Annotated in this window: 34 protein-coding genes; 6 read left to right on the top strand and 28 right to left on the bottom strand. The window is 66.2% G+C overall.

Translation table 11 applies throughout. The features are described 5' to 3' along the window. Positions 1-76: 76 nt before the first annotated feature. From ACTJK8_RS03505 to ACTJK8_RS03495, 3 genes are all read right to left on the bottom strand, one after another. Positions 77-274: a hypothetical protein gene (locus ACTJK8_RS03505; RefSeq protein ID WP_012318739.1), complete on the bottom strand. Its 198-nt coding sequence runs from the start codon at positions 272-274 to the stop codon at positions 77-79. 203 nt (positions 275-477) lie between these two features. After that, positions 478-1,122 carry a cysteine hydrolase family protein gene (locus ACTJK8_RS03500; RefSeq protein WP_081437756.1) on the bottom strand — a complete coding sequence of 215 codons (645 nt, stop codon included), beginning with the start codon at positions 1,120-1,122 and terminating at the stop codon, positions 478-480. 97 nt (positions 1,123-1,219) lie between these two features. Continuing rightward, a complete protein-coding gene (locus ACTJK8_RS03495; protein WP_012318741.1) occupies positions 1,220-1,729 on the bottom strand; it encodes a ferritin-like domain-containing protein in 510 nt (169 codons plus the stop codon). A gap of 267 nt (positions 1,730-1,996) precedes the next feature. Between ACTJK8_RS03495 and ACTJK8_RS03490 the strand changes: the two genes are divergently transcribed. Beyond that, positions 1,997-2,173, top strand: coding sequence for a hypothetical protein (locus ACTJK8_RS03490; protein ID WP_012318742.1), 177 nt, complete (start codon positions 1,997-1,999; stop codon positions 2,171-2,173). Positions 2,174-2,185: 12 nt separating this feature from the next. Here the strand turns inward: ACTJK8_RS03490 and ACTJK8_RS03485 are convergent, their stop codons facing one another. Beyond that, positions 2,186-2,785, bottom strand: coding sequence for a PAS domain-containing protein (locus tag ACTJK8_RS03485; protein WP_029361120.1), 600 nt, complete (start codon positions 2,783-2,785; stop codon positions 2,186-2,188). Positions 2,786-2,949: 164 nt separating this feature from the next. On the opposite strand from ACTJK8_RS03485, the gene ACTJK8_RS03480 reads away from it, so the two are divergent. Both ACTJK8_RS03480 and ACTJK8_RS03475 read left to right on the top strand, forming a co-directional pair. Continuing rightward, positions 2,950-3,204: a hypothetical protein gene (locus ACTJK8_RS03480; protein ID WP_440761540.1), complete on the top strand. Its 255-nt coding sequence runs from the start codon at positions 2,950-2,952 to the stop codon at positions 3,202-3,204. 292 nt (positions 3,205-3,496) lie between these two features. Beyond that, positions 3,497-4,216 (top strand): hypothetical protein, encoded by a 720-nt coding sequence (locus ACTJK8_RS03475; RefSeq protein ID WP_012318744.1) that lies wholly within the window; start codon positions 3,497-3,499, stop codon positions 4,214-4,216. A 796-nt stretch (positions 4,217-5,012) separates the two neighbouring features. On the opposite strand, the gene ACTJK8_RS03470 is transcribed toward ACTJK8_RS03475, so the two are convergent. The 4 genes from ACTJK8_RS03470 to ACTJK8_RS03455 are packed head-to-tail and all read right to left on the bottom strand — an operon-like array spanning position 5,013 to position 6,038. After that, complete coding sequence (locus ACTJK8_RS03470) at positions 5,013-5,195, bottom strand: hypothetical protein (protein ID WP_056532220.1); 183 nt, start codon at positions 5,193-5,195, stop codon at positions 5,013-5,015. Continuing rightward, positions 5,186-5,653, bottom strand: a complete 468-nt coding sequence (locus tag ACTJK8_RS03465; RefSeq protein WP_440761539.1) for a hypothetical protein — start codon at positions 5,651-5,653, stop codon at positions 5,186-5,188. Before ACTJK8_RS03465 ends, ACTJK8_RS03470 begins: the two co-directional genes overlap by 10 nt. After that, positions 5,653-5,874: a hypothetical protein gene (locus tag ACTJK8_RS03460; RefSeq protein ID WP_440761538.1), complete on the bottom strand. Its 222-nt coding sequence runs from the start codon at positions 5,872-5,874 to the stop codon at positions 5,653-5,655. Before ACTJK8_RS03460 ends, ACTJK8_RS03465 begins: the two co-directional genes overlap by 1 nt. Then, positions 5,871-6,038, bottom strand: coding sequence for a hypothetical protein (locus tag ACTJK8_RS03455; RefSeq protein WP_440761537.1), 168 nt, complete (start codon positions 6,036-6,038; stop codon positions 5,871-5,873). Before ACTJK8_RS03455 ends, ACTJK8_RS03460 begins: the two co-directional genes overlap by 4 nt. Before the next feature lie 456 nt (positions 6,039-6,494). On the opposite strand from ACTJK8_RS03455, the gene ACTJK8_RS03450 reads away from it, so the two are divergent. Beyond that, positions 6,495-6,977, top strand: a complete 483-nt coding sequence (locus ACTJK8_RS03450) for a hypothetical protein (protein WP_440761536.1) — start codon at positions 6,495-6,497, stop codon at positions 6,975-6,977. Positions 6,978-7,031: 54 nt separating this feature from the next. Here ACTJK8_RS03450 and ACTJK8_RS03445 read toward each other — a convergent pair whose 3' ends face one another. Then, positions 7,032-7,175, bottom strand: coding sequence for a hypothetical protein (locus ACTJK8_RS03445; protein WP_440761535.1), 144 nt, complete (start codon positions 7,173-7,175; stop codon positions 7,032-7,034). Between the two features lie 477 nt (positions 7,176-7,652). On the opposite strand from ACTJK8_RS03445, the gene ACTJK8_RS03440 reads away from it, so the two are divergent. Further along, entirely contained in the window at positions 7,653-7,994 is a 342-nt protein-coding gene (locus tag ACTJK8_RS03440; RefSeq protein ID WP_440761534.1) for a hypothetical protein, read from the top strand. Here ACTJK8_RS03440 and ACTJK8_RS03435 read toward each other — a convergent pair. From ACTJK8_RS03435 to ACTJK8_RS03395, 9 genes are all read right to left on the bottom strand, one after another. Next, positions 7,991-10,405, bottom strand: a complete 2,415-nt coding sequence (locus tag ACTJK8_RS03435; RefSeq protein ID WP_440761533.1) for a peptidoglycan DD-metalloendopeptidase family protein — start codon at positions 10,403-10,405, stop codon at positions 7,991-7,993. The genes ACTJK8_RS03440 and ACTJK8_RS03435 overlap by 4 nt on opposite strands. 7 nt (positions 10,406-10,412) lie before the next feature. Further along, positions 10,413-10,667: a hypothetical protein gene (locus ACTJK8_RS03430; protein WP_440761532.1), complete on the bottom strand. Its 255-nt coding sequence runs from the start codon at positions 10,665-10,667 to the stop codon at positions 10,413-10,415. After that, on the bottom strand, positions 10,667-11,632 hold the full coding sequence (locus tag ACTJK8_RS03425) for a hypothetical protein (RefSeq protein WP_440761531.1): 966 nt from the start codon (positions 11,630-11,632) through the stop codon (positions 10,667-10,669). Before ACTJK8_RS03425 ends, ACTJK8_RS03430 begins: the two co-directional genes overlap by 1 nt. Positions 11,633-11,835: 203 nt before the next feature. After that, complete coding sequence (locus ACTJK8_RS03420) at positions 11,836-12,507, bottom strand: hypothetical protein (RefSeq protein WP_440761530.1); 672 nt, start codon at positions 12,505-12,507, stop codon at positions 11,836-11,838. 5 nt (positions 12,508-12,512) lie between these two features. After that, positions 12,513-13,031 (bottom strand): hypothetical protein, encoded by a 519-nt coding sequence (locus ACTJK8_RS03415; RefSeq protein ID WP_440761529.1) that lies wholly within the window; start codon positions 13,029-13,031, stop codon positions 12,513-12,515. 11 nt (positions 13,032-13,042) lie between these two features. Then, a complete protein-coding gene (locus ACTJK8_RS03410) occupies positions 13,043-13,321 on the bottom strand; it encodes a hypothetical protein (RefSeq protein ID WP_440761528.1) in 279 nt (92 codons plus the stop codon). A gap of 23 nt (positions 13,322-13,344) precedes the next feature. Then, entirely contained in the window at positions 13,345-13,869 is a 525-nt protein-coding gene (locus ACTJK8_RS03405) for a hypothetical protein (protein WP_440761527.1), read from the bottom strand. Further along, entirely contained in the window at positions 13,869-15,335 is a 1,467-nt protein-coding gene (locus tag ACTJK8_RS03400) for a hypothetical protein (protein ID WP_440761526.1), read from the bottom strand. The genes ACTJK8_RS03405 and ACTJK8_RS03400 overlap by 1 nt, the downstream gene beginning before the upstream one ends. Beyond that, the gene (locus tag ACTJK8_RS03395) at positions 15,332-15,658 is read right to left on the bottom strand and encodes a hypothetical protein (RefSeq protein ID WP_279593594.1); all 327 of its coding nucleotides are present in this window, start codon (positions 15,656-15,658) and stop codon (positions 15,332-15,334) included. Before ACTJK8_RS03395 ends, ACTJK8_RS03400 begins: the two co-directional genes overlap by 4 nt. A 548-nt stretch (positions 15,659-16,206) precedes the next feature. On the opposite strand from ACTJK8_RS03395, the gene ACTJK8_RS03390 reads away from it, so the two are divergent. Continuing rightward, positions 16,207-17,022: a hypothetical protein gene (locus ACTJK8_RS03390; RefSeq protein WP_440761525.1), complete on the top strand. Its 816-nt coding sequence runs from the start codon at positions 16,207-16,209 to the stop codon at positions 17,020-17,022. Positions 17,023-17,038: 16 nt separating this feature from the next. Here ACTJK8_RS03390 and ACTJK8_RS03385 read toward each other — a convergent pair whose 3' ends face one another. From ACTJK8_RS03385 to ACTJK8_RS03340, 10 genes are all read right to left on the bottom strand, one after another. Then, positions 17,039-18,265, bottom strand: a complete 1,227-nt coding sequence (locus ACTJK8_RS03385; protein ID WP_440761524.1) for an AAA family ATPase — start codon at positions 18,263-18,265, stop codon at positions 17,039-17,041. Next, a complete protein-coding gene (locus tag ACTJK8_RS03380) occupies positions 18,265-18,498 on the bottom strand; it encodes a hypothetical protein (RefSeq protein ID WP_440761523.1) in 234 nt (77 codons plus the stop codon). Before ACTJK8_RS03380 ends, ACTJK8_RS03385 begins: the two co-directional genes overlap by 1 nt. After that, positions 18,495-18,926 carry a hypothetical protein gene (locus ACTJK8_RS03375; RefSeq protein WP_440761522.1) on the bottom strand — a complete coding sequence of 144 codons (432 nt, stop codon included), beginning with the start codon at positions 18,924-18,926 and terminating at the stop codon, positions 18,495-18,497. The genes ACTJK8_RS03380 and ACTJK8_RS03375 overlap by 4 nt, the downstream gene beginning before the upstream one ends. A gap of 195 nt (positions 18,927-19,121) precedes the next feature. Beyond that, positions 19,122-19,433, bottom strand: a complete 312-nt coding sequence (locus ACTJK8_RS03370) for a hypothetical protein (RefSeq protein ID WP_440761521.1) — start codon at positions 19,431-19,433, stop codon at positions 19,122-19,124. A 101-nt stretch (positions 19,434-19,534) separates the two neighbouring features. Next, the gene (locus ACTJK8_RS03365) at positions 19,535-20,371 is read right to left on the bottom strand and encodes a hypothetical protein (RefSeq protein ID WP_440761520.1); all 837 of its coding nucleotides are present in this window, start codon (positions 20,369-20,371) and stop codon (positions 19,535-19,537) included. Beyond that, a complete protein-coding gene (locus ACTJK8_RS03360) occupies positions 20,368-21,696 on the bottom strand; it encodes a tyrosine-type recombinase/integrase (protein ID WP_440761519.1) in 1,329 nt (442 codons plus the stop codon). Before ACTJK8_RS03360 ends, ACTJK8_RS03365 begins: the two co-directional genes overlap by 4 nt. A 116-nt stretch (positions 21,697-21,812) precedes the next feature. After that, positions 21,813-22,661, bottom strand: a complete 849-nt coding sequence (locus ACTJK8_RS03355) for an ABC transporter permease subunit (protein ID WP_440761518.1) — start codon at positions 22,659-22,661, stop codon at positions 21,813-21,815. Next, positions 22,658-23,449, bottom strand: coding sequence for a taurine ABC transporter ATP-binding protein (locus ACTJK8_RS03350; protein WP_012318746.1), 792 nt, complete (start codon positions 23,447-23,449; stop codon positions 22,658-22,660). The genes ACTJK8_RS03355 and ACTJK8_RS03350 overlap by 4 nt, the downstream gene beginning before the upstream one ends. A 23-nt stretch (positions 23,450-23,472) precedes the next feature. Next, positions 23,473-24,486: a taurine ABC transporter substrate-binding protein gene (tauA, locus tag ACTJK8_RS03345; protein WP_012318747.1), complete on the bottom strand. Its 1,014-nt coding sequence runs from the start codon at positions 24,484-24,486 to the stop codon at positions 23,473-23,475. Positions 24,487-25,000: 514 nt separating this feature from the next. Then, positions 25,001-25,588, bottom strand: a 588-nt coding sequence (locus tag ACTJK8_RS03340) for a methyl-accepting chemotaxis protein (protein ID WP_440761517.1), incomplete at its 5' end; no start/stop codon positions are given.

Genomic DNA, 25,588 nt, shown 5'->3' with positions numbered 1-25,588 from the left:
CGCGACGCGGCGCCGGGGTCACGCCCGGCGCCGCGTCGAAGGATCTGCGCTGTGTGGCGGGCCGGCGGCCGCTCTCTCAGGACCCGAACTGCGAGCCCAGGCGCTCAAGGTACTCGGCCAGATCGACGCCCCCGACACGCTTGCCGTAGTCGAAGCGCATGCCCTGACGGATGTCGACGCTGGCATCCCGAGTGGTCAGGGTGAAGGGACGGACGCAGACCCAGGCTCCGTCGCGGCGGTGCTCGAAGTAGCCGAGGATCTCGTGCTTGGCCATAACCTTTCCTCCGGAACCGTGTTCAGGATCATAACGGTCGCGCCGGCCGCTGGTTCATGCGTTGCGACTGTTTTTCGCGTGCGCGAGCGCACGGATCGAGTGTTCGTGAACCGGGAAGGCCGGCGGCACCCGGCGGAGAACTCGCCTGAGCTTGGCCATTACAGGGCGAATGTTCGGGCCCGGCGGGCAGGCGGGCGGCCGGCTCAGTGCCAGCGGTCGAGGATCTCGGCGGTCGTCATCGTCTCGACCTGGTGGCCGTAGCGCATCCGGTACATCAGCAGGAGGGCGTCGTGCGCCTCGTCGCAGGAACTGCAAAGGGCATCGGTGGCCAGCACGATCCGGTAGCCGAGATCGACCCCGCCGAGCACGGCGGCCAGCACGCAGACGTCGGTCTCGGCGCCCGTGACGATCAGGGTGTCGACGCCCCGCGCCTTCAGGCGCGCGTCGAGGCCGGTCTCCAGCCAGGGCGAGTAGACGGTCTTGTCGACGATCTCGGCGGGCGGAGCCAGCCGGGCCAAATCCGGGACGAGGTCGATCAGACCCGGGTCGAGGCGCTCCCGGGTCATGCCGGCCCAGCGCCGCGAGTAGGTCGCCCAGGTGCCGCGGCCCTCGCCCGGCCGGGCTGCCGGGATGAAGCGGGTGAAGACGGTCCGCTCCGGGTGCGCCGCCGCGAGGCGGCAGACCTGGGGCAGGACGCGGTTCATCCACGGCGTCTGCCAGTCGGTCGACTCGGCGAACATGCGCTGCATGTCGACGCAGAGATGGACGCAGCCACGTCCCAGGGCTCCGCCGGGGGATCCCGGCTCCGGCCGGGGGCTGTCCGTCGATGGGCGGCTTCCGGTGTCCATGGGCGCGCGATCAGGCCGGTTCGACGTGGCTCGGGAAGGGGTGAAGGTGCACGAGGGCGCCGTCCCCGCCCCGTCTCGGGGCGGGGACGGCGGGACCTCAGCGGTCGGCCTTGGCGCCGGACGTCGTCAGGGAGAGGTAGCGCTCGGTGGTCGGGCGGATCAGCTTGCGGACCGCCTCCGCCATGGCCTGCTCCTCCTTCAGCGACTGCTCGAACGCCGTCCGGTGGCCCTGCTGGCCGGCCGCGTCGCCGATGGTGAGCAGCGACTCGTAGGCGGCGATCTCGAAATTCTCGAAGGCGTGGTTGGCGTAGGTGTTCTTCAGGATCTCGTCCTGGGCCGGCGTGTGGCCCAGCGCCATCATGTTGCCGACGAAGCCGAGGAAGCCCTCCTTGAGGGTCGAGGGGCTGTCGCCCAGGCTCTGGAGCGCCTCCTCCAGCCGGTGGCGCTGCCCGTGCGTCTCCTCGATGTGGCGGCGCAGGGCCTGCTCCATCTCGGGGTAGCGTTCCAGGCGCTCGACCTGCCGCTCCATGATCTGCAGCGCCTGCATCTCCACAGCATGGGTGTTCTTCAGGGCCGTGACGTAGATCTCGCGGGCGTCCATGGTCATGGTGTTCACCTCTCAGTGGTTGCGAGCCCGGGGCTCTTTCAACCGGCAAACACGGGTGCCGCACGGCCAAGTTCCGGTCGGAAGGTCGCAGGCGCGGGGCCACCCGGCCGCGCGGGCCTGGCCCCGCCCCGTCACCGCGCGGGGCGTGCGCCGGTCCCGAGCGGGACGGCACGGCGCCGGGACCCGGACGGGGCCGCGCGGGGTTCTGGTCCTGTGAGGCGCGCCCGGCATCCGGCCGGGGCGCGGTCTCGGACCTGGAGGATGGCGATGGACCAGGAGCGCGAACGCCCGAAGGAGCCGCCGCTCTCGGACGGCCCGAGCGCCCGCCCCCGCGACGAGACCATCGCCCAGACGGGGCCCGGCCTGCCGAACGATACCGGCCGGCCGGTGGAGGTCGACGAAGCCGAGGCGGCGCGCATCGAGCGGAAGATCCGCGAGCTCTAGCGGACGCCCCGCTCAGTGCAGGGCGCCGCTGCGCTCGGCGCGCTGGCGCTCCGCGAGCCGCTTGCCGGTCTCGAGGAGCAGCGTCTCGGCCAGCGCCACCAGGGCGGTGTCGCCGAGCGCCGAGACGGTGTTGTGCAGCGACAGGCAGAGGTCGGCGGTGCGGTTGAGCGCATCGTCGATCGTGACCCCGTCGCGCTCCGCGAAGGCCGCGCCGGCCGACTTGCTGTCCGAGATCTCGACGATCACGCCCCGTCCGGTGGTCGGCCGCCCGTCCTGGTCCAAGTAGAAGTGCCCGCGGGTGAACAGCCACCGCAGCCGCCCCTCCGGCGAGCGGACGCGGTACTCGGCCGTGTAGGAGCCGCCGGTCCGGACACAGTCCAGGATGACCTGCGAGATATGGGGCTGATCGTCCGGATGGACGGCCTTCAGGAGTTCGGCGAGGCTGACCCCGGCCCGCGACCGGGCCGGGCTGATGTTGAACAGCAGGGCGCTCACCGGATCGGCCCGCGCCTCGTCCCGGCGGATGTCCCACATCCAGAAGCCGACGCCGCCGGAGGCCTCGAGCGCCGCGACGAGCGCCGCCTCGGATACGACGTCGTCCGCGTGGTCCATCCGAGACATCCCCGATCTCACCGCAGCCAGAGGCGATGCTGCACGACGCGTGTGATCCTGCCTAATTCGTTTTAGCGTAATATAAATGTTCGTAAAGATCTTGTATTCAAATATATGTGTTGTCTCTCCATGTCCGGTTGGCCGGCCCTAGGCTTCCGCCAGAGTTGAGCGGAGGGCTGGAAGAGAATTTTCTTCTGCTTCGCGCGGTGACGGGCCTCCCTTCCACTGGCCGGCACCTGATCTACGCCGGCAGGAGCGGAACCGGCGCCGCCCCCGACCCGGAGCGGATCGGGCGCGCCCTGGACATCCGCGCGAAGGCCGAGGGCGGTTCGTCAGCACATCAAATGAGGGCGACCGGCGCGCGGGCCGACGCGATCAAGGACGGGTTGGTTCTGCCGACCTCCACGTCCGCTGCCTGATGGGCCCCACATCTTGTCGGGACGCGGACGTGGATGCAGAGACCCACGCGAGACGGCAGGCTCCGTCGATCCACAGAGCCTCCGCGCGGAACCATCCATCGCCGCGCCGCGAGAACGAATCCAGCTGCTCCGGCGGACTGTGCAGTAATGGCGCAAATTGCGCCATCCCGTGCAGCTATTTATGCCGGTTAACGATTGCCGAATTGGGTTGTATAGGCTTAGATAGTGTTCTTGGTAGCGGATTTACCGGCTCTCAGGCGTCGTGCGGCGCGCGTCGGCAAGGTACGGTCCCATGAGCTACATGTTCAAGGCCCCCTCCGGACCGGTCGCGGGGGCGATTGCACAGCAGATCACGTCACGGGGCTACGCGGTTCTCGAGGACTACGTGAGCCCGGAGGACCTGCGTGTCGCGCAGGCTTTCGTCGCGCGGGCGGTCGCCGCGAAGGGCGGCGAGTACGCGGGTTTCGCCGGGACGAAGGATCTCGGCGGCACGTTCCTGGCCGCCCTGCCGGACGACCCGGCCTTCAACGCCCTGTGCCGCGGCATCTACGAGAGCGCCGTGGGACGGCCCGCGCCGGATGTCGGCTTCTACCAGATCCTGCGCTGCCTAACGGGAGGGGGCGCCAGGACGCACTCGATGCGCTTCCACTTCGACTCCTACGTGCTCACGGCCCTCATCCCCATCACGATGCCGGACCACGGGTCCCCGGGGCGCCTGATCATCCACCCGAACACCCGCCCGCTGCGTCGGAGCTACCTCGTCAACCTCGTGGACAAGGTGCTGGTCGACAATCCGCTCGCGCAGACGCTCCTGACCCGCGCCTACGACCGCGGCAGCAACCGCGTGATCCGCCTGTCGCTGAAGCCGGGAAGCCTCTACTTCTTCTGGGGCTACCGCTCGCTGCACACGAACGAGCCCTGCGCGTCCGACGCGATCCGGGCCACCGCCCTGCTGCACTACGTCGATCCGCACGCGGACAGCCGGCTCAAGCAGGTGCTGCGGCGGCGCTAGTTTCTGCCCTTCCAGGGCACAGATCGAACGAGGGCACCGTAAAAATTGCTGTTGTTTTGCAATGGCTTGCCAGACTCTAGGCTCTCTCTCGTCCAACCGTTGTCCAATAAGCCTTCTTGGACCGTGGTGGAGTTTGCCGCCCGCACCGGCTGCGCGAGCGACGTTCGTGGGGATCTGTCGCTCGGGTTGAGGACTACCCGGGCAGGTTGCAGTATCGTCTACTGGTCGACCCTGGATCGACCTCCGCGCCCGCCCGCCCTTCTCAACACCCGATCGTCGTGGGCGGGCGTGGATGCCGGGGACAGTCGATGCAAAACCCATCCATGTTAAAGCCGCCGCTTGGCAGCCTCGTACCGGTACGCGGTCGGCTTCGGTCGGCCTCCACGCTCGCCCGCAGATGTGCCCCTCAAGCTGTCGAGGGCGGGCGTGGATGCGCTTGTATGCGACCGTATTCACGAAACCGTGGGCGCGCCCACGAACGCGTCAAATGATGCGGAACGCCTGAAGTTGGCTGACATATCGTCTGGTAGTCGACGCAGCTCGACCTCCACGTCCGCCACCCTGGTGTGCTCCTCAATCCGCCAGATGGCGGGCGTGGATTTCGGCAAAACGGAAACCGTTTCCGTTCTGCCAAAAGCGACACGGTGTCGTGTTTGCTGCTCAGCTTGGTGATTGAGGATGTTGAGGGGTTGTGCCCCGTTCAGCCCCGATCCGTTCGCGCCCAATTGAACATAAGATAGCTGAGCGTTCCGGTCTGTTCGGAGTGCAAGGTGGAGGACACATCCCCCACCCTGGGTCACCGCCCGGCCGCCAGCGACGGCAGGTCCGCCCGAGCTGCCAGGGCTTCGGCGAGGCGCACTCGATCCCGTGAACGAGCGAGAGCAGCATCCGCGTCAGCCATTAGCAGCTCGTGCCTGAACAGGTCGAAGCGGGCGAGCCGGAGCATCCGGACCGCGAGGAAGGCGTAGATCAGGCGCATAGCGGATGCCTCCGCAGATACTCGCGCACATCGGCCATCGCCTCGTCGGTCCACTCCTCGAAAGTCAGGGCGTAGCGGAGACGCGCCATGATCGCCGGCAGCGTCGTGAACGCCTGCGCATCCGACTCCTCGGTTGGGTCGTAAAGCTCCTCGATACGAACAAAGAGAGCGTCCGCCGGCTCTCGGGCGACACAGTATGCCCGCCACTCGGGCAGCTTCTCTGCCTCTGGCCACTGCGGAATGACGAAGTCTCGTCTCGCTTGAGACCAAGCCTCGTAGGCCGCTTTGTAGTGCGACGCGAGACGATCGTACTCGTCCAACATCGCGACCAACTGCGGGGCGATGGCAAGGAACCGGGCCTCATGGTCCGGCAGGACGGCTTGAGCGGCGACCGAGGGTACAGACGCCAGTGGGGCCGCGAGGATGGCGCCGAGGGCGGCGCGGCGGGTGGAGGCCATCACTGGATACCCTCCTGCGCGGCCGTGACAGCCTCCCGGTAGTAGACGCTCAGCCGCTTGCCAGCCTCCATCAGCGGCGTAGCGATGGTGTTGAGCATCGCGTTGTCGATTTGGTGCTCGCACCCCGCCACGACGGACAGGAGTTGCCCGTAGCGGAACACGTCCGCGATATCGCCCTCCAGCTTCAAGAGAGGGTGCAAGGCCGGATTGCGCTCCTTCATGCCCGGCCTCCGAAGCTGTCGACCGCGGAGGCGTCGCCGTCCATCGCGTCGAGGAGGTCGATCAGGCCGCCGATCAGGTCCTCGACCTCGGCGCGGGACAGCGCGCGGATGCCGTGAGGGAGGGGCTGCGCAAAATTGCGCGGGCCATGCTCGGCGGTCCGCATCGCGCGGATGGCCTGCGTGACCGGTCCTACCTGTGCTGAAGGCAAGCGCGGGCGTTCACCGCCGCCGAGGGGCGGTGTAGGGTGGTGGATAGCCATGTGACGGTCTCTCCGGACAGCGTTGCGTGGTCAGGGCCGTCTTGGTGTTGGTAGCACCTTGGCGGCCCGTGCTGTTTCTGATATTGTCTACCTATGGCGTTGTCAATATCAAAAACCCGGAGTAAGGGCGGTCGGCCTCGTGTAGACGCCACTCCGATCATGGTGCGCGTCGCACCGCCGCTGCTTAGTCCTCTAGACGCGTGGATCGCGGCTCAGCCCGATCCGAAGCCATCCCGGCCAGAGGCGATCCGTCATGTGCTCTCGGAGTGGCTTACTACAGAAGGTTTTATACAGCGAAGTTGAATGCTCCAACTTGTCGATTGAGCTTATTATAAAAAGTCATTTGAAACGGGTCGGCATATGTCTCAGGCAGATGAACAAAGCCAAGGACTCGAAAAAGGAAGGCCCCTTTCAAATCCATTATCATTTAGGACTATAGCAGAATTAATCGGCGCTGCCGCACTAGTTATAACCAATGTGACTACGATTGGAGATTTTATAGATAACACTTGGCATAAATTTTTTCCAGATCAATGGCCGCCCAAGGATATGCCGTTGAAGGAGCAAATATCTGGGTCGTGGAATGCTGGCGGCGGAAGAATTATTACCTTCGATGACTCATGGCATTTTTCAGACTCGGTACTTGGTCAAGGTTATGTGGTCGAGGCGAATGGTAGAAAAGGTGTTTGGTTTTGGGTGTATAGCGGAACCGCAAAATGCGAAACAACTTTATCTTCACCTCAAAGAGATGTAATATCGATTAATTCTACCAAAGGATTACAAACAGGTTGCATAGTTGGGATGTTGTCTCGATATCATCCCGATGTTTGCAGTAGAAACTGAGACGACTCAGCCGTTCTTGAAGAAGGGGCGCCCTTGGTAAGCGCCCCTTCGCGATCACCGACCCAAGCGGCGAGCTGCCTCCGCGTAGCTGGTGGGGTGCAGGCGGCCGAACTTCACGTCGGCGATCCGGCCCTGGTTGACGTCGTAGGCAGCGGCGATCCGGCTGTACATCTCGCCAGCCATGAGCCGCATCTGCACCTCAACCGCCTCCTCGAACGTGAGGCGGTGGCAGGGCGAACGGTCAGGTTTCAACATAGTGGGTCCCTCGAAAGGAGGGTCCCGGAAAACTTGACAACCGGCCGCCCACGCGCAGAATGCACGTGCTGATAAGCACCAGCCGCAAGTCCTCCAGGACCCATTGCGGTTGTGACGAAGGCCGGGGGTCGCAGCCCGGCTTTCGTCGTTTTTGAGGTTAGGTTAACCTCAACGGCAATGTTTGCTGACTCAATAAGCAAGAGTCAAGGTCGTGTGGCCCGTAGGATCCACAGCGCGGGCCGCTGACGGCCATTCTGCAGAAATTCCTGCCTGATCCGCTTGCCATGGAAACGGCCGTCAGCGGGCTCCTAAAGCACAAGTCTGCCTTCGTTCGATGTTCGGTCGCGGTCCGTACGATGGGTCTGCGCGCAACCTCAGCTTGGGGCTCGACGCTCTCATCTGGATAGCTATCTTGATGGGATGCGCTACGCCCTCGCCGCCGTGATCCTCGCTACTGTTGCAACCGGCGTCCGCGCGCAGCCGGCAGACAACGCCTTTGCCTCCTATCGAGCCTATCCCTGCCGCGCCTTCATCGCCGACCCGCAAGGCAAGCGGCAGATTGAGGTCGGCGAGGCCGTGGAGGCCTACGTGTCTGCCTACGACGGGTTTGAGCCGTACGTCAGCTATTGCACCACTACCGGACAGGTTCGGGCAGAATGCCAGCTTGATCCGAGGTTCACGGTCGGAGATGCCGTCGATCGCCTGTTCGCGAAAAAGCGGAACGGCATCCCTCTGCCGATGAAGCGGGCCTGCGGAGCCTAGGCGACTGCGGACTGGGCGTTCCGCAGCGCCAACCCGTGCATGTTGCCGAAGGCCGCTTCCATGATGCGAGCGGCTTCACGCGGCCGATCCGCCCCGGTGATCGTCGTCGTGTTGTTGATCGTCTGATGCACCGCGCGGTTGGTTGTAGTGCTGTTCTGGATGGCCGGCGAGCCAAGGGGAGCGGGCTTCGTCAGCGCATTCACGTCAAAGCCGCCGGGATCCATCCGAGGCGCGATCCGGCTCCGCGAGAAGTCGGCCTTGGCCGCCGCCTGCGCGCGCTGCGACGCCGGGATCGGAGCGAGCAAGCTTTTCGGATCCATCAGATTGCCGTCCTTGTCCCGCGCCTCGAAGTGGAGATGCGGTCCGGTCGAGCGCGGATCTCGCGCACGCAACTGCGCGATGACTTGTCCGGCCGCTACGCGGGCGCCATCTGCAACGTTCGCCACGACATGCCGGTAGGTCGTGGACGACCCGTCGCCCTGCTTGATGGTCACGTCACCGGACGGGCTGATGCTCACGAGCCCTGCGGTCATCGACTGCACGCTGGTCCCGGCCGGCGCAGCGAGGTCGATGCCGGCATGCATCCGCCTCCCGCCAAGGATCGGGTGCGTCCGCATCCCATAGTCGGACGACACGCGCCCCACCCCGGCGAGCGGATGAGCGCCGCCCGCGACCTGGCTGCTTCCTGCCGGCTGCGGCGACGGCACATAGCCAGAGTCGCCCCAGCGCGGGTCGGCGTCGCGATCGCCGTGATAGCCCATCCAGTTGCGAAGCCACCCGCGGCCGTTCTTCTTCAGCCCCTCGGCCACCCATCGGACCTGATCCGGGATGGTACGCGGATCCCGGACGTCGAGGCCGGTCTCCTTCTCGAACTGCACGCCGAGGCCGCGACGGCGGTTGAGCTGGAACGGGCCCCACGAGCTTTCCAGCGCGTCGTCCTTCTTGTCGTAGGCCGCCGCCGGATCGTTGCCATTCTGGCGCTTGCCACTCTCTCCAGCCCGGATCCCGTGCATGATGCGCGGATCGATCCCGGCGCGGGCCGCTTCCGCGTCGATGAGAGCCGTCAGGTTGCCGGCAGAACTGCCGCTCGGCGTGCCGCCGGTCGGGGCCGGTGCGTCGCGACCGCCGAGTGATCGGGGCGCATGGCGCTGCCACCACGAACGGTCATCGCGGACCGTGCCAGGCGTCGCGTAGCCGATTGCCCCGCCCTCCTGCTCGGCTCGCATCCGATTGAGGATGTCAGCCGTGCGCGAGCCGTCTCCGAGAACCGTGCGCGTGCCGCTCAACCGCTCCACGAAGCCGATGAGGCGCACGAGGCCGGAGACGATCCGCTCGACGTTGTGCGCGACGCGCTCGACCCGCTCGGCGAAGACGTCCCACCGCTTGATGAAGGCCTCTCCGTCGCTACCGGTGATCGCCGTGATAAAGGCGCCGATCTTCTCCGCGAGCCAGATGGCGGCTTTGGAGATGCCGTCCATGATGTGCTCGACCTTCTCGGGGTTCGAGCGGATCCACTCCTGAAAGCGGTCGACGATGTTCCTTAGGGCTGGTGCGAGGCTCACCATGAGCTTGTCGCCCAGCGCCGAAGCTGTCGCCGTGAGCCGGTTCAGCGACCGCTGGAACGCCATGGAGGCGTCGGCGGCCTCTTTGCTGTTGACCCCAAGCGCCTTGGTCGTGGCATCGTACTCGGCCCGGTACTCCTTCACCTTGGCCGCGTACTGCGTCAGGAGCTGGTAGTCCTCCTCCGAGATGCCCAGCATTCCGGCTTCCCGGCTGCCGACCTGGTACTGGTGCTTCGACAGCGCATCGACGGTGTCGAGGAGCTGATCGGCCATGTCCTTGGTCGTGTCGATGCCGAGGCTCTTCACATAGCCCTTGAGGCCGTCGTTCGTCCTCAAGGCCTGTGCAAACTTCTCGACCGCGCTGACCGCCTGCTGAGAGGAGCCGCCGACCTGCTTGAAAGCGTAGCCGAGCGAGTTGAGGCTCTGCACCGAGGCGCCGGTCCGCGCAGACACGAACCCGAGGCTGTCGAACGCCTGTGTGACGCGGTTCACGGCGTAGCTGATGGCCGTGGCCGCCGCGGTTGCGGCTAGCGCCATCCGGCTCCACGCTGCCGAGAACTCCTTGGCGTGCTGCTCGCGCTTCCGAAGCTGCTCGGCCTCGGCCTTCTCACGCTGCTGTGCGGCGGCTAGGGCGTCCTTGGCTTCCCTGAGGTTCGTCTCCCGGGTGAGCTTGGCGATCTCCTGCTCGGACTTCGCTCCCGCCCACCGGGCATCCTCGATCCGCTTCTCGGCGGACTTCACGGCGGCTTCGTAGTCGGCGATCGACTTCTTGGCGGTGTTGAGCGAGCCGGCATCGACCTGAAAGCCGAGCGCGACGGAGAATGACTTTAGCCAATCGTCCATGGTCATTCCCCCCTTAGTGCTGTGTGTCGGAGTCGGTCGGCGGCTTCAACTTCGCCGTGACGGACAGGACCATGGCCATCGTCTCCAGGACGGCGGCCTCCTCGTACCCGCCGGCCCCGATGAACCGGACCAGCACCGACATGGCGACCGTCCCGATGGTGTCGTCGTCGGCCGTGAACCCCTTCAGGGCCAACCCCTCGCGGGCGCCCTCAAGGGCTGCCTGCCACTGCGGCGAGGCGAGGAAGGTCTGTTCCGGATCAGTCGTCATCAGTTCGGCGTCCCTATTCCGCGGGCGGCCATGGCCGGGGAAATGGAGCCGGCCGACATGGCGACCCCGATGAAGTTAGTGAAGAACGGCTCGCCGCGCGTGTCGCCGAGGTGTCCGACGTAGAATATCTTGTAGCGGCCGTCCGTAGACAAGCCGAACTGCTGCAGTTGAGCATTGTTCGGGGCGCCGGTGATGCTTGGATCGAACTCGGCCTGTTGAATGGATTTCTGATCGATGCGGACGACACGACCCGGCACGATCTGACCATTCAGCAGCGCGGCGCCCTCAATGCCCTGGATGGTCTGCACCGGCAGGCCGACCAAGCCGGTGCGGCTGTTCAGGACGATCTCACCGCCCGGTAGCGCCTTGTCGTTGGCGAGGATCTGCAGCTTGCCGTTCTGGATCGACCATGAGGTGCGCGTGGCGGCGCTCGTCTGCCGAAGCCAGTCCTTGGCGCCGCCGAACAGTGCTGCTCCGCGGGGGAACTTGACCTTGGAGAGCGCATCCTTGTCGATGTAGCCGAGGGTGATGCCGAGCGCCTTCATGGGCTCAAAGCAGGCCATCGCCCTGTCGTAGTGCGTGTGCCCGGCCGACAAGGTCTTATTGACGACGGCGTAGTTGCGCGGCTCGCTGCCATCCGTGGCGAGGATCGCGAGGACCTTGTCCGTCACGTCGGCGCGCAGGTTCCGAGCCTGCAGGATCTGCCCCTTGAACAGCACATAGATGGAGCTGCCGACATAGCCGGCGCTCAGCGTCACGGTCTTTCCGACGTAGAAGGCCGGCTGCGTGCTGCTGTCTGCCAGATTGAAGATGCCGATGCGCGCCACGTTCGGCGTGCTCGCATCCTTCTGCGTCGTCTCGAACGTGATCCGCAGCCCTTGGCCGCCGTTCTCGTCGCCCCGGTAGGTGAAGGTCTTTCCGCCCTCAATCTCGACCGAGACGGTGCGGAGGTACTGCTGCGTCATCTCAGTCTCCCGGGCAGGCGCCCCCGGCACGTCGTGCGCGCCGGAGGCTTTGTCGGGTGCGGGACCATCGGCTGTTCGCCCCGTCTGCCGCCGGTTACTTGGAGAGCGCCACTCAGCGGCTGGGCGCCGTGCGGGTGAAGCTCACCCCGCACTCGCTGCGCGGCCGGCACCCGCCCTGTCGACGTGCCGGTGATCGCACTGCGTCAGGCTGCCGAGCGCGGTGGCGGCTCGGCGAACACGTCGTCCGGCATGGGAAGCCGGGCATCGGGATCGGAAGCGAGGCGGTCGCGCGCGGCCTGCCAGGGGCACGGCAGGGCCGTCGAACTGCTCGGCGAGTAGCCGGCGCCGGGGTCCCACAACCCGAAGGTGGCGTTGGCGGCGCGTCGGAGCATCGTCACGCGCGGCTGAAGCCGTAGCAGCTCCTCGATGATAGCCGCCCGCGTCGGGTCGGCTTCAAGAACCGCCTTGATCGCGTCGTCAACGGCCATCTGGGATAGCGCGCACGGCGTCTCCAGAAGCTGAAGATCAGTCTCAAGCTCGGCCGCCGCCTTCTTGGAAGCCGCGATTTCATCGTTGACGGCGGCCAGCTCGGCGCGAGCCTCCGCGGCTCTGCCAGTGCCGGCGAAGCTCTCGCCGCGGAGCAGCGCATCCCGGCGATCGTTCTGGCTTGCGAGGCCTCCGAGGTTGCGGAGTTCCTCCTCAAGATCCTCCTGGCGGCCATAGAGGGGCCAGCGGGCCTTGTCGGCGGCCTCGATCTCGGCACGCTTGGCTGCGACGAGGGCCAGCCGGCGATCACGTTCGGTGATGGCGTCTGCAAGCCGCTGCCGCTCGGGCGTGCGTGCGGGCGGGATCAGGGTCAGGGCTGCCTTCGGCATGGTGCTCAGCTCCCCTTGAACATGTTCGGGAATTCGCGCTCGACTTCGGCGCGCGTGGCGGTCGTGAGCGGCCGCGAGGGCTTCGGCGGGATCGGCGCCGCGTAGCCGAAGGATCCGCCGAGCTTCAGCCGGTCGTGGTTCGGGAGCACGGCCTTCACCTCGGCCTCGCGCTGCGCGTCGACCGCCATGCCCATACCCGCCGGGCGGGCGTCGTAGCCGAGGAGCGGGCCACGGACGGCACGACGCACAATGCGGCGCGTCGCGGCCGGCAGAGCGTCGGCAGCCATGCGCTTGGTAGGGTTCAGGTCCTCGGCCTTGTCGATCACGTCGTCCAGCATGTCGGTGACGGTCGCGAAGTCGCCTTCCGAAAGCTTGCTCGACAGGAAGGTGAGAATGCCGTTGATCTTGCTTTCGTCGATCGGTGCGTTGTCGTGCGCGATCTTCACCGTGCCGGGTGCGCCGACCGTGTAGGCCTTGCTGCACTTCGTCATCGAGGCGCAAAACTTCATGGGACTATCGGGCATCAGCCTCTCCTTCAGTTGCCTGGCGGGTTCCAGGGGACGAAGTTGGACAGCGGCACGTCGGAGGGCTTCTCCGTGGGTGCGTGCAGCTCGATCACGCCGCCGTCCGCCGGATTGCCGGTGACAGCCGAGGCCGGCGCCCAGGACGCAGACATCAGGTTCACCGGCTGGACGATGGCGAAGTACCGCTGATCATTGGCAATGCCGGTGTAGGCCGCAGCAGGCCAGCGGCGGCACGGGCGGCCGTCAATAGTGAGAGCTTCTGCGCTGTATAAAGCCACACGATAGGCCATCGCCGTTCCTTTACTGTCAAAGTCTAGCTATTGTCGGGCAAGGCCGCGTTGCCGCGCCGGATCGTGTACGCGAACGAGCGGCGATAGGCGCCCGTGTCGATAAGGGGCTTGGTGCCCGTCCGGCCGCGACGGAGGCGGGCTTTGATGGTCCGCTCGGCGAGGGGCGCGAGCGCCCCGTCCGTGATCTGCTGCTGGACAGCCGCCACCGCCATGAGCCCGACCGCGTGAAGGGCCTTCTCCGGCGCGTCGAGGTCGCCCATAAACGCGGCCTTGGCAGCCTTGAGCAGCCGTTCGGCTGCCTGATCGCGGATGCTCTCCACGCCCGGCACGAGGTGCGGACGCTCCGGGAGGTTCTTCTCCGGCTGGCCGTGCTCGAAGAGGTAGCCGAGCACGGCGTTGCTGATCGGGGCCTCGCCCTTCTCGCCGGGATGCATGCTGTCGCCGGGGATGCCGACCAGGACGCGGCTGTTCAACTCGCGCATGACCGCACGGGAGAACGGGTCCATCCGCGTCGTCGGCTTGCGATGGATGATGGTCCTCATCGGCATCAGCGCAGGCTCCCGTAGCGGAGGCGGGCGCGGGAGCGCATGGCGCTGCCGGGGCGCGCGAAGGACGCAGCCTGCTCGGGCGTGACGATGAGGGGCTTGGGCTTGCTGCCGATGCCGACCACCGCTCCCGCCACCGCGTTCGCGAGGTCGTCGTGTGCCCCCGGGGCGTGGTCGATGCTGTCCCGCCCGCCGCGGGCCGTGCGGCGCTCAAGGGTGATGAGCTGCGTCGTCAACAGCGGCACGTCGAGGAGGTCGATCTCGCCGCTGTTCAGCTTCGGCAGCAGGTCGAGGTAGAGCGCGCTCTTCGGCTTCTCAGCCGGCTCGTAGGTGATCCCGTGGCGCTGGAACGCCTCGCGAGGCCACTCGCCCGCGTACCGGTCGCCGACCACCTTCCTGAGGTGGTAGCGCTTCAGGAGGTCCGAGAACTCCGAGACCACCGCCTCGGGGCTGAACGGGGCCTTCCGCTCCCGCACCGCGTCGAGAACGATGCGGTCGCCCTCCCGGTGGACGATCGCCATCGTCATGGAGTCCGAGGCGCCGCCGGACGGATCCGCGAAGGCGAAGTAGGACTCCTTCGACAGAGGCGCTCGCTCGACCACGCTGCGGGAGATCGCAGCCTCCACCACCTCGCGGGTGATGAAGCTCTCAACGTCGCTGCGGAACTCGGCCAGGTACTCGGCCGACGCGCTCGGGAGATCCCGCTCCAGGGCCTCGTCGATCACCCGCTGTGGCACGCTCGGGTTCATCGTCCGCGTCGCGGCGCGCCAGACCAGGGCGGGGGCATCGTCCCGGCCGTGGTAGCGCTGGAAGGCATCGTAGAGAGCGCCACGCCGCGCGTAGGGCGAGGAGGCGCACAGCATCATCCCGTTCGGGATCGTCGCCATCGCGGGGCGCAGGGCGTCCAGGATCTCGTAGTCGGGGCTGGCCGAGGTGTCGGACGGCCAGAACGCTAGCTCGTCACACAGAGCCGCAGCGAGGGTGCGCCCGCGGACGGCACGGTAGGAGGAGGTGCCGACCTCGATGGTGACGCGGTTGGTGAGGTCGAACTCGTCGGCCGTCTCCCGCTCGATCATGCGGGCCAGCATCGGCACTTCGGTCAGCAGGCCGCGGATGTACCGGAAGATCGTCCGAGCCTGCCGCCGGTCCGTGGCGATGATCAGAATAGTTGCCCGCTCGCCCGGGGCGAGGTGCTGACGGTACTCGCGGAAGGTGGCGAGGTAGACGGCGATCAAGGCCAGCACGAAGCTCTTACCGGCGCGGCGCCCGCAGATGAGCCATGCCTCGGTGCTGGCGGCCTCAGGAGCCTCAGAGCGGCCCGTACAGGCCCGGAAGGTGGTCGCCTCGGCCTCGGACAGCGGCAGGCCGAACAGGGAGCCTACGAAGCCCCTCCAGGCCGCCCAGGTGTCGGCATCCTTGAACCAGGGCCCGAACAGCTTCGGGTCGGACATGGCCTCAAGCAGGTTCATGCCGCCGGCCTTGCATCGATGTAGTCGCGGAGGTCGGGGGTCACGTCGCGGGGGCGGCGCCTCAGGCCGATAGCCTCAAGCAGGCGGCGCAGGTTTCCGCTCGTCCGGCTGTAGAGGTCCAGGGCGTCCGCGTCGGCCTCGCCGTCCGTGGCGAACCGCTCCTCCATCCGCTCCAGCTCGACGGTCAGCGTCGCGGCCCGGCGGATGATGGACTTCTCCGCGGCGGACACAGCGCCCTCCCCGCCAAGGTCGGACAGGTGCAGCGCCATGAGGTCCCGCATGCGCCGCGCCCAGCCCGAACGCCCGTCCACGTTCTGCAGCAAGGTGCTGCCGTTCGTGACGCGGCTCCGGTGCGACGGCTTCTGAACTGCAATGCTCGGGCTATCTGCCACCGATCCGCGCGCCTTATTGGACATCGGTTGGGTAAGATAGTGTAAGTCTCCCGCTAAGTCATTGGTGCGTAACGGTTCACTGGGCTCCACTGAACTGTTTGTTTGCCCAAGGACGGAAAATGCTCGGTTGGCGCAACTAAAATACGGGGGGTGACTGGGATCGACGTCCCTCAAATCCAAGCCACCCGCGCTCATCCCGCGCCATCTGTCATCCGGATGGATCGCCCTCATGTGCGGAGCTTGGAGGCGGCAGACGTTGCGCCTAAGGGGATCCGTCTCTGGCCATTTGGCCCGACAAGGTTCCACACCTTCGAAAGCCGCTGGCCCACCCCCACCACACCTCCACTCCCCTAAAGGGGGTGTGGAAGGTGTGGAGGTGTGGAATGGGGCCTTTAGCTCCTCACCTCCACACCTCTCCACACCACACCTTGCAGAGTGAGGGGCTAACCGGCAATTTCGCTATAAGGCGGGAAGCTAAGTTGGCGGACGACAAACCGATGGGGCGGTTCAGCGCTGCGAAGGCAGTATTTGTGGGGATCGCTGGCACTTTGGCTGGCTTGATCAGTTTTACTGAGCAAGGGCAAAAGCTTTTCCAGTTTGTAATTGGCCAGCTGCCTGACAATTTTACAACAGATCTTCCATTTGGAGAAGTCCGTAGAGATAGCGACAGATTGGATACTATTCTTGCCAATCGATACCTGACAAATAGTGCAATTGAAGATCTGTGCGGGAAGCCAATTGCTGAAAGAACAACTGACAAGATTGGAAATAAAAGGATCGAGTCTGTCTACAAAAGCAACATCGGTCTGGTGTATGTCAATAGAAATAATGATATCATCGAAAATTTGGTTCTGGTTCCAAGATATAATATCCGAACGGTTGTTCGTGAACTGGGAGGTATCGGTCTAAATCCACCTTACAGCTTGGCCTCAATCAAAAAAGCATTTCCCAACTCTCCTTACTTTGTGATCGAGAGTGCTGAGTCAAAAATTATGATGATATTGGTAATGGATCTGCCAATGTATGGGAGCAACAAGGCGGCTATAAAATTTATATTTGGCGGCGGATTGGATTGTGGCGAATTGGGTTGGCTTGGGATGGATGGGGGCATGAAGATAAGTGATCTTGAGTGCAAAAATTTGGAGTTGAAAGGAAAGTTGTCCAGTATAGTTATAATTCGATCAAATCAAGTCTTCGCTAGTGATTATAGAGGAGTATTTGATAAATATAGCGAAGTATTTACTCAATCAGGAAAAATTTCGGATGAATTTACGAGATATTTAAATATCAAATAGGTTATAAATTTCCATCTCAGTTGGCATTCTGCCCAACTTCGAGATACGGTCGATCGTTTCCTTTGCTGTCTTTTGCCGTGACTACTTCGAACATGCCAGTCTCAATCCACTTTTTGAGCATCATTTTCACACGGTTTTTGCCGGCCGTGTCTAGGTCAATACCGAGTGCGTCAGCTATCGGTATGCCGGCCCATTCCTTCGATTGAGCATTTTCCCGCCACCGGCCATCTTTGAGTGCATGCTGAGCCTTGCGGAGATGATCAATCGTGATGCCTTCCAACATGTCCGGCCACTGCCAAGGCTCAACGACTGCGACGTGATCGCTGCCGCCAACCGGGCCGTTGCCTAGGTCGACCGGCACGAGGTGGAACCACTCGCTGCGCTCGGGTGGCGGAGCGAGGTTCGCCTTGCCGTTATCGGCACGGAAATAGCCACGGTTCGTCGGCAGCCCGGCGCGGTCCGCCTGCTCCTTAGTCATAGGATTGAGCACGCGGGCGCTCCGGGCGGCTGCCAGCAGGGCGCCGGCTCCGCGCCCATCCTCGACCGTGTACTCGCCCGTCGATCCGCTTTGCCCCTTGCGGACGTGGTGGATCAGCTCGACGGCTGCCCTGCCCTCCTCCGCGACGCGGTTCCAGGCCTTGGCGACGATGTCGATGGCGGCGTTGTCGTTCTCGGTGACCCGGTGCGAACTGACGAACGGGTCGATCACCACCACATCAATCCGGTTGTCGAGAATGGCGCGGGTCAGGCCCTCCACCACTGGCTCGGCGACCTTGGTGCCTTCGCGGGTGGTGGTGGCGATGACGATGCTGGTGGTCCGGCCGGAGTTAAGGAACAGGCGCCCCTCAATCTCAGCCGGCTTGATCCCGTAGTGCAAACAGATCGCCACGACGCGGCGCTCAATCTCCTCCATCGGATCTTCGAGGTTCAGGTACCAGCATCGGAGCGGCTTCGGGACCGACACGCCCAGCAAGGCCCTGCCGGTCACCATGGCGATGACCTCGACCAGCGCGAGGCTGGACTTGCCGACGCCGCCGGGCGCCGCCGTGGTGCTCAGGAACCTGCGGATCAGATGCCGACCGTACACCCACTCGCGCGGTGGGATCGTGGCCGGATCCCGCCACCGAAAGGGTTGGGCGCGGATCACCGGCTTGGCTTCCGGCATGGCGTCGGGATCCGGGCCGGGCCAGCCACAGAACGGGTCTGCGTCGACCGCTGCCCGGTTGAACGAGCGCTCCGACATCAGGCACCTCCGCGCGAGCCGGAGGGCCGGAGCGTCGCCGCCGCGTCTGCGGCGCTAGCGATTGCCATAGCGGCCTGCCGGAGGGCGTAGTTCATCCCTCGGCTGTCGCCGATCATCGCCATGTCGACGGCCGTCCGGGCGTAGGTCGCGGCGATGCTGGCCGCTTCCGCGATGGTCTCGAAAGTAAGGGCCTGCATCGCCGCCTGATCGGGGTTGCGGATCGGCGCGTTCATTCCGCACCTCCCTGATTGCGGAAGGCCTGCATGGCCCAGGCGAACCTGTCCTGCGTGTCCGGCAGATGCGCCGTCAGGGCGTTAATCGCGCCGACGCCGGCATGGGCGTATTCGCGGTCAACAAGGTCAGGCGTGGTGGTCACGCCCTTCCCTACCTGCTGGGCCATTCCAATCAGGCCTTGCGCGACGTAGTGCGGCGCGATCAGCACCGGTTCGCCGTCGAACTCGACCGTGTGGCAGGCTTCCTTCCAGTGCTTCAGAAGCGCCGCCTTCAGGGCGCGGCGCAGCTCACGTGGCAGCGCGAGTGCCGCCAGCAATTCCTCGTGGGCGTGCCACGGCATGTCGGGTCCATCGGACGGCCCGCGGAAAAAGCGAACTGATACGCCGTTGATGGTGGCGATGTGGATGGGTGCGGCAGTCGCGATCATGCGCGGGCCCTCCAACTATCAATCTGAGGGAAGGCCAGTTCGGCGACGACTGCCGCTGTTGCGGGTGAAAGCCCGAAGCGATGGCTCAAGGCGCGGGCTTGAAGAGCCGGGGCAGTTGACGTAAATCTCTCTTCGCTGACTTGCCGGAAAGCATTCGAGAGACCCGTGTCGCCCCGCGATGCGGGTTTTCTCATGTTAAGCGGCCTCCTTCTTGGCGACGGCTTCAGCCGCTCGGCGCAGTGAGGCCGGCAGCGGGTTGTCCTGGATGCTCTGGCGCCAAGCCGCCTCATCCTGCGGGAAGATGATCACGCGCCGTCCGACGCGCGTTGACTTGGGCGCGCGGCCGATGGCCTTCAGGTAGAAGTAAGAACTCTCGCCGATCTTGTTCCGAGCGCAGAACTCCTGAACGCTGATCGCGCTGGTGTCCTCGGACCGGACGATTTGAATGGTGCGGGGAACTGCTGCCGCAGTCGCGGCCGCCTGAACCTGAACACTCTTGCGAGGCATCGGGCCAACTCCGTGAGCCCACGAAATCCGTGGTGGAGTGAAGCTAGCTCTGCCTATCTTCCGCTACGAGACGCCATAAGCGCTCGCCTTGTTGCCCCCCCTCAATCGGCGGGTTGGGCCGGCAAGTCTCGGGATGTCTTGCGCCGCTTGCGCCGTTTTCCTAGTGCTTTGACCTTTTCCTTGCTATCGTCATCCGTGTTCAAGGTCACCGCTACAATTCTTGCCACGGCTGATTTAGGGAATTCAGCCGTAAATGGACCGAAAAGGCTTTCGACGATGCTTGAGACCAGATCGTAGTGGCCACGCTTTTCGTCAGAAATTCTTCCCAATCCGCGAGGGACAACGCGTGGATTGCTCTCCATTCTGCGCATTACGGCGCCGTCTTGAAAATACGTTTCTACAATTTTCAGCGCGTCGATTAGTTCGAAGTTGAGTCTGATATAAGGGTCATTATCTATTGAAAATCGGCATAATTCTGCGGCCTCTGAATATGGTTTTGCTTGTGTTTCTGCCCAAACTTTGGAGGGATATGATCGTCCGGGATTGATCATCTCGGCTGTAACGCTGAAAAACAGCGCCGCACTTAGATAATCAAAGACAGTCAGGTCACGATATCCTTGATCGTATGTGTTCGGGATACAACATTCATCTATAGATAAAATTTTATCTCTGACATCTTCCGGAAGTTCGAACGAGAATAAATGTTTTAGAGGCTCATTATCTTTTCTTATTTCTGCCGAGGCTTTGTTGTAGCGATGATACCAACTTGGAATGACGGTGTCGGCGTTTTTAGTTGAAGCCTTAAGCTGCTTCCAGACATCTTTCATTCTCTTGTCTGAGATCAGGCGTTGGGAGTATATATTGTCCAGACCAAAGACTTCATAGAGCGAGGCGACTCCATGGGGCGCCCAAGCAGGTATTTTGACTTTGGTACTCATCCGACGCTCCGCAGTTGCGTCGGGACTGGCGTGACCAGAGAGACGGCCGCGAGCGCTGCCAGCTCGTCCAAGGCCGTGACGATGTAGGCGGAGTAGTGCGCCTCGATCATCGCGGTGGAGGTGTCGTGGAGCGCGGCCACGAGCCGGACCGGCAGGTTGGCCCGCAGGCCGCGGACAATGCTGCTATGGCGCAGCGCGTAGGGAACGAGGTCGCTAGAGAGCCCTGCCCTCTTCAGAACTTCCGCCCAAGGCCGCAGCATCTCGGAGGCCTCGCCCCAACGAACGCGACCGACTTTCCGATGATACCGCACCGTCACCTTCTGCCAGCGCGGGCGCATCAGCAGCGGTTCCTGCCCGCGGCGGCCGACCAAAGCCGGACGCAGAGCGGCAATCACGTCCGGGGCGACGCGCACGCCGATGTGCGACGTGTGGCGTGTGCCCGTCCCCTTCCGGCTCACCGGCACCATTAGGCGGTTCTGTTCGACCTGGACGTCCACGACCGTCATCCGGGTGACCTGCGAGAACCGCAGCCCCGTGGCCGCCAGCACCAGAACCAAGCGGTGGAGATCGCCATCCCAATCGCCGTCAGCGTCCGCCTCAGCCGCCGCGGCCACGAGGCGTCGGACGTCGGCATCCGGCAGGATCTGGGCTTCACGCGCTACGGGCGCAGACGCTGCCTGAGCCGCGAGCCCGTTGCGGATCGTCGTGCTGATCGTCGCCGGCAACTGAGCCGCATGGCGACGCACTGAGGCGTTCAGCGCCGCGCGGAAATCATTGGTGACCCGGCGGACGCTGCCGTCCGTCATTGTCGTGGCTGCGGCCGCCCGCCAGGTCTGAAGGTCGTCAACCGTGAGCGCCTGAAGAGCCTTCTCAGCGAGGTCTCCCCGCAGCACGTGCTTGGTGAGCCGGGAGCGGGTGTGCCGCCGGAGAGCCAAGCCACTCCTGGTCTTCGCCTCCCGTACCTCGCAGGCCTCGATGTAGGCTGTGATAGCGTTCCGCACCGTGATGGTCGGTCCGAGCGCGGCGATCCGCTCGGCCTCCTCAACCTCCTTCACCCTGCCGCGGGCGCGGTCCTGCGCCTGCTGGAAGGTCAGGATCGTCGTGCCGTTCGCGGCCTGCCGATCATCCGCCCGGCCGAGCGCTTCGACGGCATATCGCTCGTCTCCGAGGTAGCGCCGCGCCACCCAGGTGCCCCCGGTCTTGCCCTTGCGGTAGCCGAGATGAAGGCCGCGATCGATCGACCGAAAGTAAGGTTTCGTCTGCTGCTTGAGTTTCGCGCGCGCCGTCGGGGAGTCGAGAACGGCGTCGCGGACGCGCTTGGCCATGGATCACATCCTGTCCAATTTCCGTCCAATATGTAGCCGTGGACTCAGGTGAACAAGAGAGGATTTCAGAGGGCAAGTCGTTGAACCTCAGCAACATGCAGTGGACCTTCGTGGATCTATTGTTTTCCCTTCCAGGGTACCAGCACGCGCTCCAGGGCCCGCATCCCGAGTTCGAACAGGCCGGCGAACAGGCCGATCACCAGGATGCCCATCAGCACCACGTCCGTGCGCAGGAAGTTGGAGGCGTTGAGGACGAGCTGCCCGAGCCCGGCCTGGGCCGCCACCATCTCGGCGGCCACCAGGGTGGTCCAGCCCACGCCCATGCCGATCCGCAGGCCGATCAGGATCTCCGGCAGCGCCGCCGGGAAGACCACGTGGCGCAGGACCTGCCAGCGGCTCGCCCCGAGGGCGCGCGCGGCGTTGATCTGGTCGAGCGAGGCGGAGCGCACCCCCGCCCGCGCGGCGAGCGCCACCGGGGCGAAGCAGGCGAGGAAGATCAGCAGCACCTTCGACAGCTCGCCGATCCCGAACCAGATGATCATCAGCGGCAGGTAGGCGAGCGGCGGCAGCGGCCGGTAGAACTCGATCGGCGGGTCGAGGATGCCCCGGGCGATCCGGCTCGTGCCCATGGCGAGCCCGGCCGGGATGCCGAACAGGGCGGCGAGCGCGAAGGCGCCGAGGACGCGCAGGAGGCTGTCGCCGATGTGGAGCCCGAGCGGGGCGCCGTCGATCTCCCCGCGCCAGGCCTGCCCGAAGGCCGCCAGGACCGCCTCCGGCGGCGGCAGGAACAGCGGCTTCACCCAGCCGGCGCGGGTGGCGACCAGCCAGAGGCCGAGGGCCGACAGCACGGTGACGGTGCTGGCCGCCGGCACCAGGATCCCGCCGCGGCGGGATCCGAAGCGCGCCCGCGGGGCCGGCGCCGAGGCCGGGACCGCGTCCGGCGCGGCGCGGGACAGAGCGCTCATCGGACGGCCTCGGCCGCCGCGTCGGCGCCGCCGCGGATGCGCGCGAGCACGCGCTCGCGCACGGCGATGAAGGCGGGGTCCGACTTCACGGCCCGCGTGTCGCGGCCGGCGACCGCGGCCCGGGAGAAGGGCAGGTCCAGCGTCTCGACGATGCGGCCGGGCCGCGGGCTCATGATCACCAGCCGGGTGGCGAGGAACACCGCCTCCTCGACGTCGTGGGTGATGAAGAAGGCCATCTTGCCGGTCCGGTGCCAGATCTCGAGGATCAGCTCCTGGATCTGCTCGCGGGTGAAGGCGTCCAGCGCGCCGAGCGGCTCGTCCATCAGCAGGGCACGCGGGTCTCCGGCGAGCGCCCGGGCGAGGCCGACCCGCTGCTGCATGCCGCCCGAGAGCTCGTGGACCTTCCGGTCGGCGCAGTCGGGCAGGCCCACGAGGTCGAGCATCGCCAGGGCGATCCGCCGCCGCTCGGCCCGGGGCACGCCCCGCATCTTCGGCCCGAAGGCCACGTTCTCGGCCACGTCCAGCCAGGGCATCAGGGCGTGGCGCTGGAACACCACGCCCCGCTCGGCCCCCGGCCCCCGGACCGGCACCCCGTCGAGGAGGATGCGGCCCTCGCTGGGCGCCAGGAACCCCGCGATCGCCGAGAGCAGGGTGGTCTTGCCGCAGCCCGAGGCGCCGAGCGCCACCACGAACTCCCCGGGCGCGATGGTCAGGTCGATCCCCGACAGCGCGGCGACCGCGTCGGCGCCCTGCCCGTAGCGGACGCTCAGGTTGCGGATCTCGATCATGGGCCCTCCGGTCCGGCGACAGGCTATTTCCGGGCCGCCTCGACGAACTCCGTCGTGACGAACCGGGCGTAGTCGGGCGCCAGCGCCTGCACGCGCCCCTGCGCCTTCAGGAAGGCGGCGGTCTCGGTCAGGGCCTTGGCGGCGCCGCCCCCGAGCCAGGCCGGCGAGGCCTGCGCCTCCAGGGTCGGGAACCGGTAGGCCGCGAGGCTCGCCGGCACCTCCGCGGGGGCCGAGCCGGTGACCCGGGCCACCGCCGCCACCTCCGGCGCGTCGGCGCCCCAGGGCTTGGCGGCGTAGGCCGCGTCCTGGGCGGCGATCAGCCGGACGAGCGTCGCCAGGAAGTCGCGGTTCCGCGCCGCCCAGGCCCGGTCGACCACGAGTCCGTCGAAGGTCGCCTTGCCCCGGCGGGCGAGGTCGCCGGCCGAGACCACCACCGTGCCGGACTTCTTCACCCGGGCGAGCACCGGATCCCAGATGAAGGTCGCGTCGATGTCGCCGCGCTCCCAGGCGGCGGCGATCTCGGGCGGGCGCATGTTCAGGATCCGGACATCGGCCTGCGTCAGCCCGGCCTCCGCCAGGGCGGCGATCAGCTGGTAGTGGGCGGTCGACACGAACGGGACCGCGATCGTCTTGCCGCGCAGGTCGGCCACGCCCGTCACGCCGCTGCCGGCGCGGGCCACGAGCTGCTCGGCGTCGGCGATCTCGTCGAGGATCCAGAACAGCTGGATGTCGAGCCCCTGCGAGGCGGCCGCCGCGATCGGGCTCGACCCCGCCTCGCCGATCTGGACACTGCCCGAGGCCATGGCGCGGATCACGTCGCCGCCGCCGCCGAACTTGCGCCAGTGGATCGTGTAACCGGTCGCCTTCTCGATCGCCCCGGAGGCCATCAGGGCGCGGAACGGCACCACCATGTCCTGGTGGGCGAAGGTGACCTCCCGGTCGGCCGCGCGGGCGGTGCCGGGGAGCGGCGCGCCGAGAACCAGGGTGGCCAGGGCGGCCAGCGCGACGGCGCGGCGGTGCGGACCGGCTGATGTCATGAGATGTCCCCTCTCCGGCCGGCCCGGCGCGGAGGCGACTCGGGCGGCCGGGGTCCAGGGTCGGCCAAGCTCGGCGTCGAAGGCAAGGGCCCGGGCGGCCGTTCCGGGCGCGCCACCCGCGCGCCCGCGGCCCGCGCTCCGGCCGGGCCGCGCCCGGGATCCGCGCCGCGCCGCGGGCCGTCGCGGCGGCAAGCGGGCCGGAGACGGTCGCGCCCGGCGGCGCGAAGATCGCGCGCTTCGGGATGTTCATCTCCCCGGAGCGCGCGAGATCGGGTCCTGATCTCCGGAACGATCCGATCGGAGATGCCGCTCCTCGTCGTCCCGGAGCGTCTCGGAGCGGAGGCGCGGCGCGGTCGCGGCGCCACGCCGGGTCGATGCAGCGCTTGGCCCGGCACGGTCCGGCGGGCCGGACCGACGGCCGGGATCGTTGCTGCTGGCCGCCGCGCCCGCGGGAGACGAAAATTTCGGCGTGCAAAACCCCGGGCGCGGTCCCGCGCGGGGCCGCGCCCGCGGCTCAGGCGGCGCGCACCGTCGCGAGGAAGCGCCCGACCTCGGCGGCGAGGTGCTCGGACTGACGCGACAGCGCGGAGGCCGCGCCGAGCACCTGCCCCGCCGCCGCTCCCGTCTCCCCGGCGGCACCCGCCACGCGCGCGATCGTACCGGTCACCGCCCCGGTCCCCTGCGCGGCCTCCCCGACGTTGCGCACGATCTCCTGGGTGGCCGCGCCCTGCTGCTCCACGGCGGCCGCGATCGAGGTCGCCACGGCGTCGATCTCGCGGATGCGCGCCGTGATCGCGCCGACCGCGCCGACCGCCTGCCCGGTCACGCCCTGAACCCGCGCGATCTGCCCCGAGATCTCCGCCGTCGCCCTGGCGGTCTGCTCGGCCAGGGCCTTCACCTCGGAGGCCACGACCGCGAAGCCGCGCCCGGCCGTGCCGGCACGGGCCGCCTCGATGGCGGCGTTGAGCGCGAGCAGGTTCGTCTGGCCGGCGATCGCGGCGATCAGCCCGGCGACGTCGCCGATCCGCGTCACGGCCGCGCTGAGCTCCTGCACCAGCGCGCCGGTCCGGTCGGCCTCGCCGACCGCCGCCTGGGCGAGGCC

Source organism: Methylobacterium sp. 22177, from assembly GCF_052045615.1.
GTDB lineage: Bacteria > Pseudomonadota > Alphaproteobacteria > Rhizobiales > Beijerinckiaceae > Methylobacterium > Methylobacterium radiotolerans.
Note: the sequence above shows the minus strand (reverse complement) of the source record. Positions and strands in the feature narration are given on the sequence as shown.

Bases quoted from the DNA above. Each gene is read 5' to 3' on its own strand.
- ACTJK8_RS03505 (WP_012318739.1), bottom strand. From the start codon at position 274: ATGGCCAAGCACGAGATCCTCGGCTACTTCGAGCACCGCCGCGACGGA.
- ACTJK8_RS03500 (WP_081437756.1), bottom strand. From the start codon at position 1,122: ATGGACACCGGAAGCCGCCCATCGACGGACAGCCCCCGGCCGGAGCCG.
- ACTJK8_RS03495 (WP_012318741.1), bottom strand. From the start codon at position 1,729: ATGACCATGGACGCCCGCGAGATCTACGTCACGGCCCTGAAGAACACC.
- ACTJK8_RS03490 (WP_012318742.1), top strand. From the start codon at position 1,997: ATGGACCAGGAGCGCGAACGCCCGAAGGAGCCGCCGCTCTCGGACGGC.
- ACTJK8_RS03485 (WP_029361120.1), bottom strand. From the start codon at position 2,785: ATGGACCACGCGGACGACGTCGTATCCGAGGCGGCGCTCGTCGCGGCG.
- ACTJK8_RS03475 (WP_012318744.1), top strand. From the start codon at position 3,497: ATGAGCTACATGTTCAAGGCCCCCTCCGGACCGGTCGCGGGGGCGATT.
- ACTJK8_RS03470 (WP_056532220.1), bottom strand. From the start codon at position 5,195: ATGCGCCTGATCTACGCCTTCCTCGCGGTCCGGATGCTCCGGCTCGCC.
- ACTJK8_RS03465 (WP_440761539.1), bottom strand. From the start codon at position 5,653: ATGGCCTCCACCCGCCGCGCCGCCCTCGGCGCCATCCTCGCGGCCCCA.
- ACTJK8_RS03460 (WP_440761538.1), bottom strand. From the start codon at position 5,874: ATGAAGGAGCGCAATCCGGCCTTGCACCCTCTCTTGAAGCTGGAGGGC.
- ACTJK8_RS03455 (WP_440761537.1), bottom strand. From the start codon at position 6,038: ATGCGGACCGCCGAGCATGGCCCGCGCAATTTTGCGCAGCCCCTCCCT.
- ACTJK8_RS03450 (WP_440761536.1), top strand. From the start codon at position 6,495: ATGTCTCAGGCAGATGAACAAAGCCAAGGACTCGAAAAAGGAAGGCCC.
- ACTJK8_RS03440 (WP_440761534.1), top strand. From the start codon at position 7,653: ATGCGCTACGCCCTCGCCGCCGTGATCCTCGCTACTGTTGCAACCGGC.
- ACTJK8_RS03435 (WP_440761533.1), bottom strand. From the start codon at position 10,405: ATGACCATGGACGATTGGCTAAAGTCATTCTCCGTCGCGCTCGGCTTT.
- ACTJK8_RS03430 (WP_440761532.1), bottom strand. From the start codon at position 10,667: ATGACGACTGATCCGGAACAGACCTTCCTCGCCTCGCCGCAGTGGCAG.
- ACTJK8_RS03425 (WP_440761531.1), bottom strand. From the start codon at position 11,632: ATGACGCAGCAGTACCTCCGCACCGTCTCGGTCGAGATTGAGGGCGGA.
- ACTJK8_RS03420 (WP_440761530.1), bottom strand. From the start codon at position 12,507: ATGCCGAAGGCAGCCCTGACCCTGATCCCGCCCGCACGCACGCCCGAG.
- ACTJK8_RS03415 (WP_440761529.1), bottom strand. From the start codon at position 13,031: ATGCCCGATAGTCCCATGAAGTTTTGCGCCTCGATGACGAAGTGCAGC.
- ACTJK8_RS03410 (WP_440761528.1), bottom strand. From the start codon at position 13,321: ATGGCCTATCGTGTGGCTTTATACAGCGCAGAAGCTCTCACTATTGAC.
- ACTJK8_RS03405 (WP_440761527.1), bottom strand. From the start codon at position 13,869: ATGCCGATGAGGACCATCATCCATCGCAAGCCGACGACGCGGATGGAC.
- ACTJK8_RS03400 (WP_440761526.1), bottom strand. From the start codon at position 15,335: ATGAACCTGCTTGAGGCCATGTCCGACCCGAAGCTGTTCGGGCCCTGG.
- ACTJK8_RS03385 (WP_440761524.1), bottom strand. From the start codon at position 18,265: ATGTCGGAGCGCTCGTTCAACCGGGCAGCGGTCGACGCAGACCCGTTC.
- ACTJK8_RS03380 (WP_440761523.1), bottom strand. From the start codon at position 18,498: ATGAACGCGCCGATCCGCAACCCCGATCAGGCGGCGATGCAGGCCCTT.
- ACTJK8_RS03375 (WP_440761522.1), bottom strand. From the start codon at position 18,926: ATGATCGCGACTGCCGCACCCATCCACATCGCCACCATCAACGGCGTA.
- ACTJK8_RS03370 (WP_440761521.1), bottom strand. From the start codon at position 19,433: ATGCCTCGCAAGAGTGTTCAGGTTCAGGCGGCCGCGACTGCGGCAGCA.
- ACTJK8_RS03365 (WP_440761520.1), bottom strand. From the start codon at position 20,371: ATGAGTACCAAAGTCAAAATACCTGCTTGGGCGCCCCATGGAGTCGCC.
- ACTJK8_RS03360 (WP_440761519.1), bottom strand. From the start codon at position 21,696: ATGGCCAAGCGCGTCCGCGACGCCGTTCTCGACTCCCCGACGGCGCGC.
- ACTJK8_RS03355 (WP_440761518.1), bottom strand. From the start codon at position 22,661: ATGAGCGCTCTGTCCCGCGCCGCGCCGGACGCGGTCCCGGCCTCGGCG.
- ACTJK8_RS03350 (WP_012318746.1), bottom strand. From the start codon at position 23,449: ATGATCGAGATCCGCAACCTGAGCGTCCGCTACGGGCAGGGCGCCGAC.
- tauA (WP_012318747.1), bottom strand. From the start codon at position 24,486: ATGACATCAGCCGGTCCGCACCGCCGCGCCGTCGCGCTGGCCGCCCTG.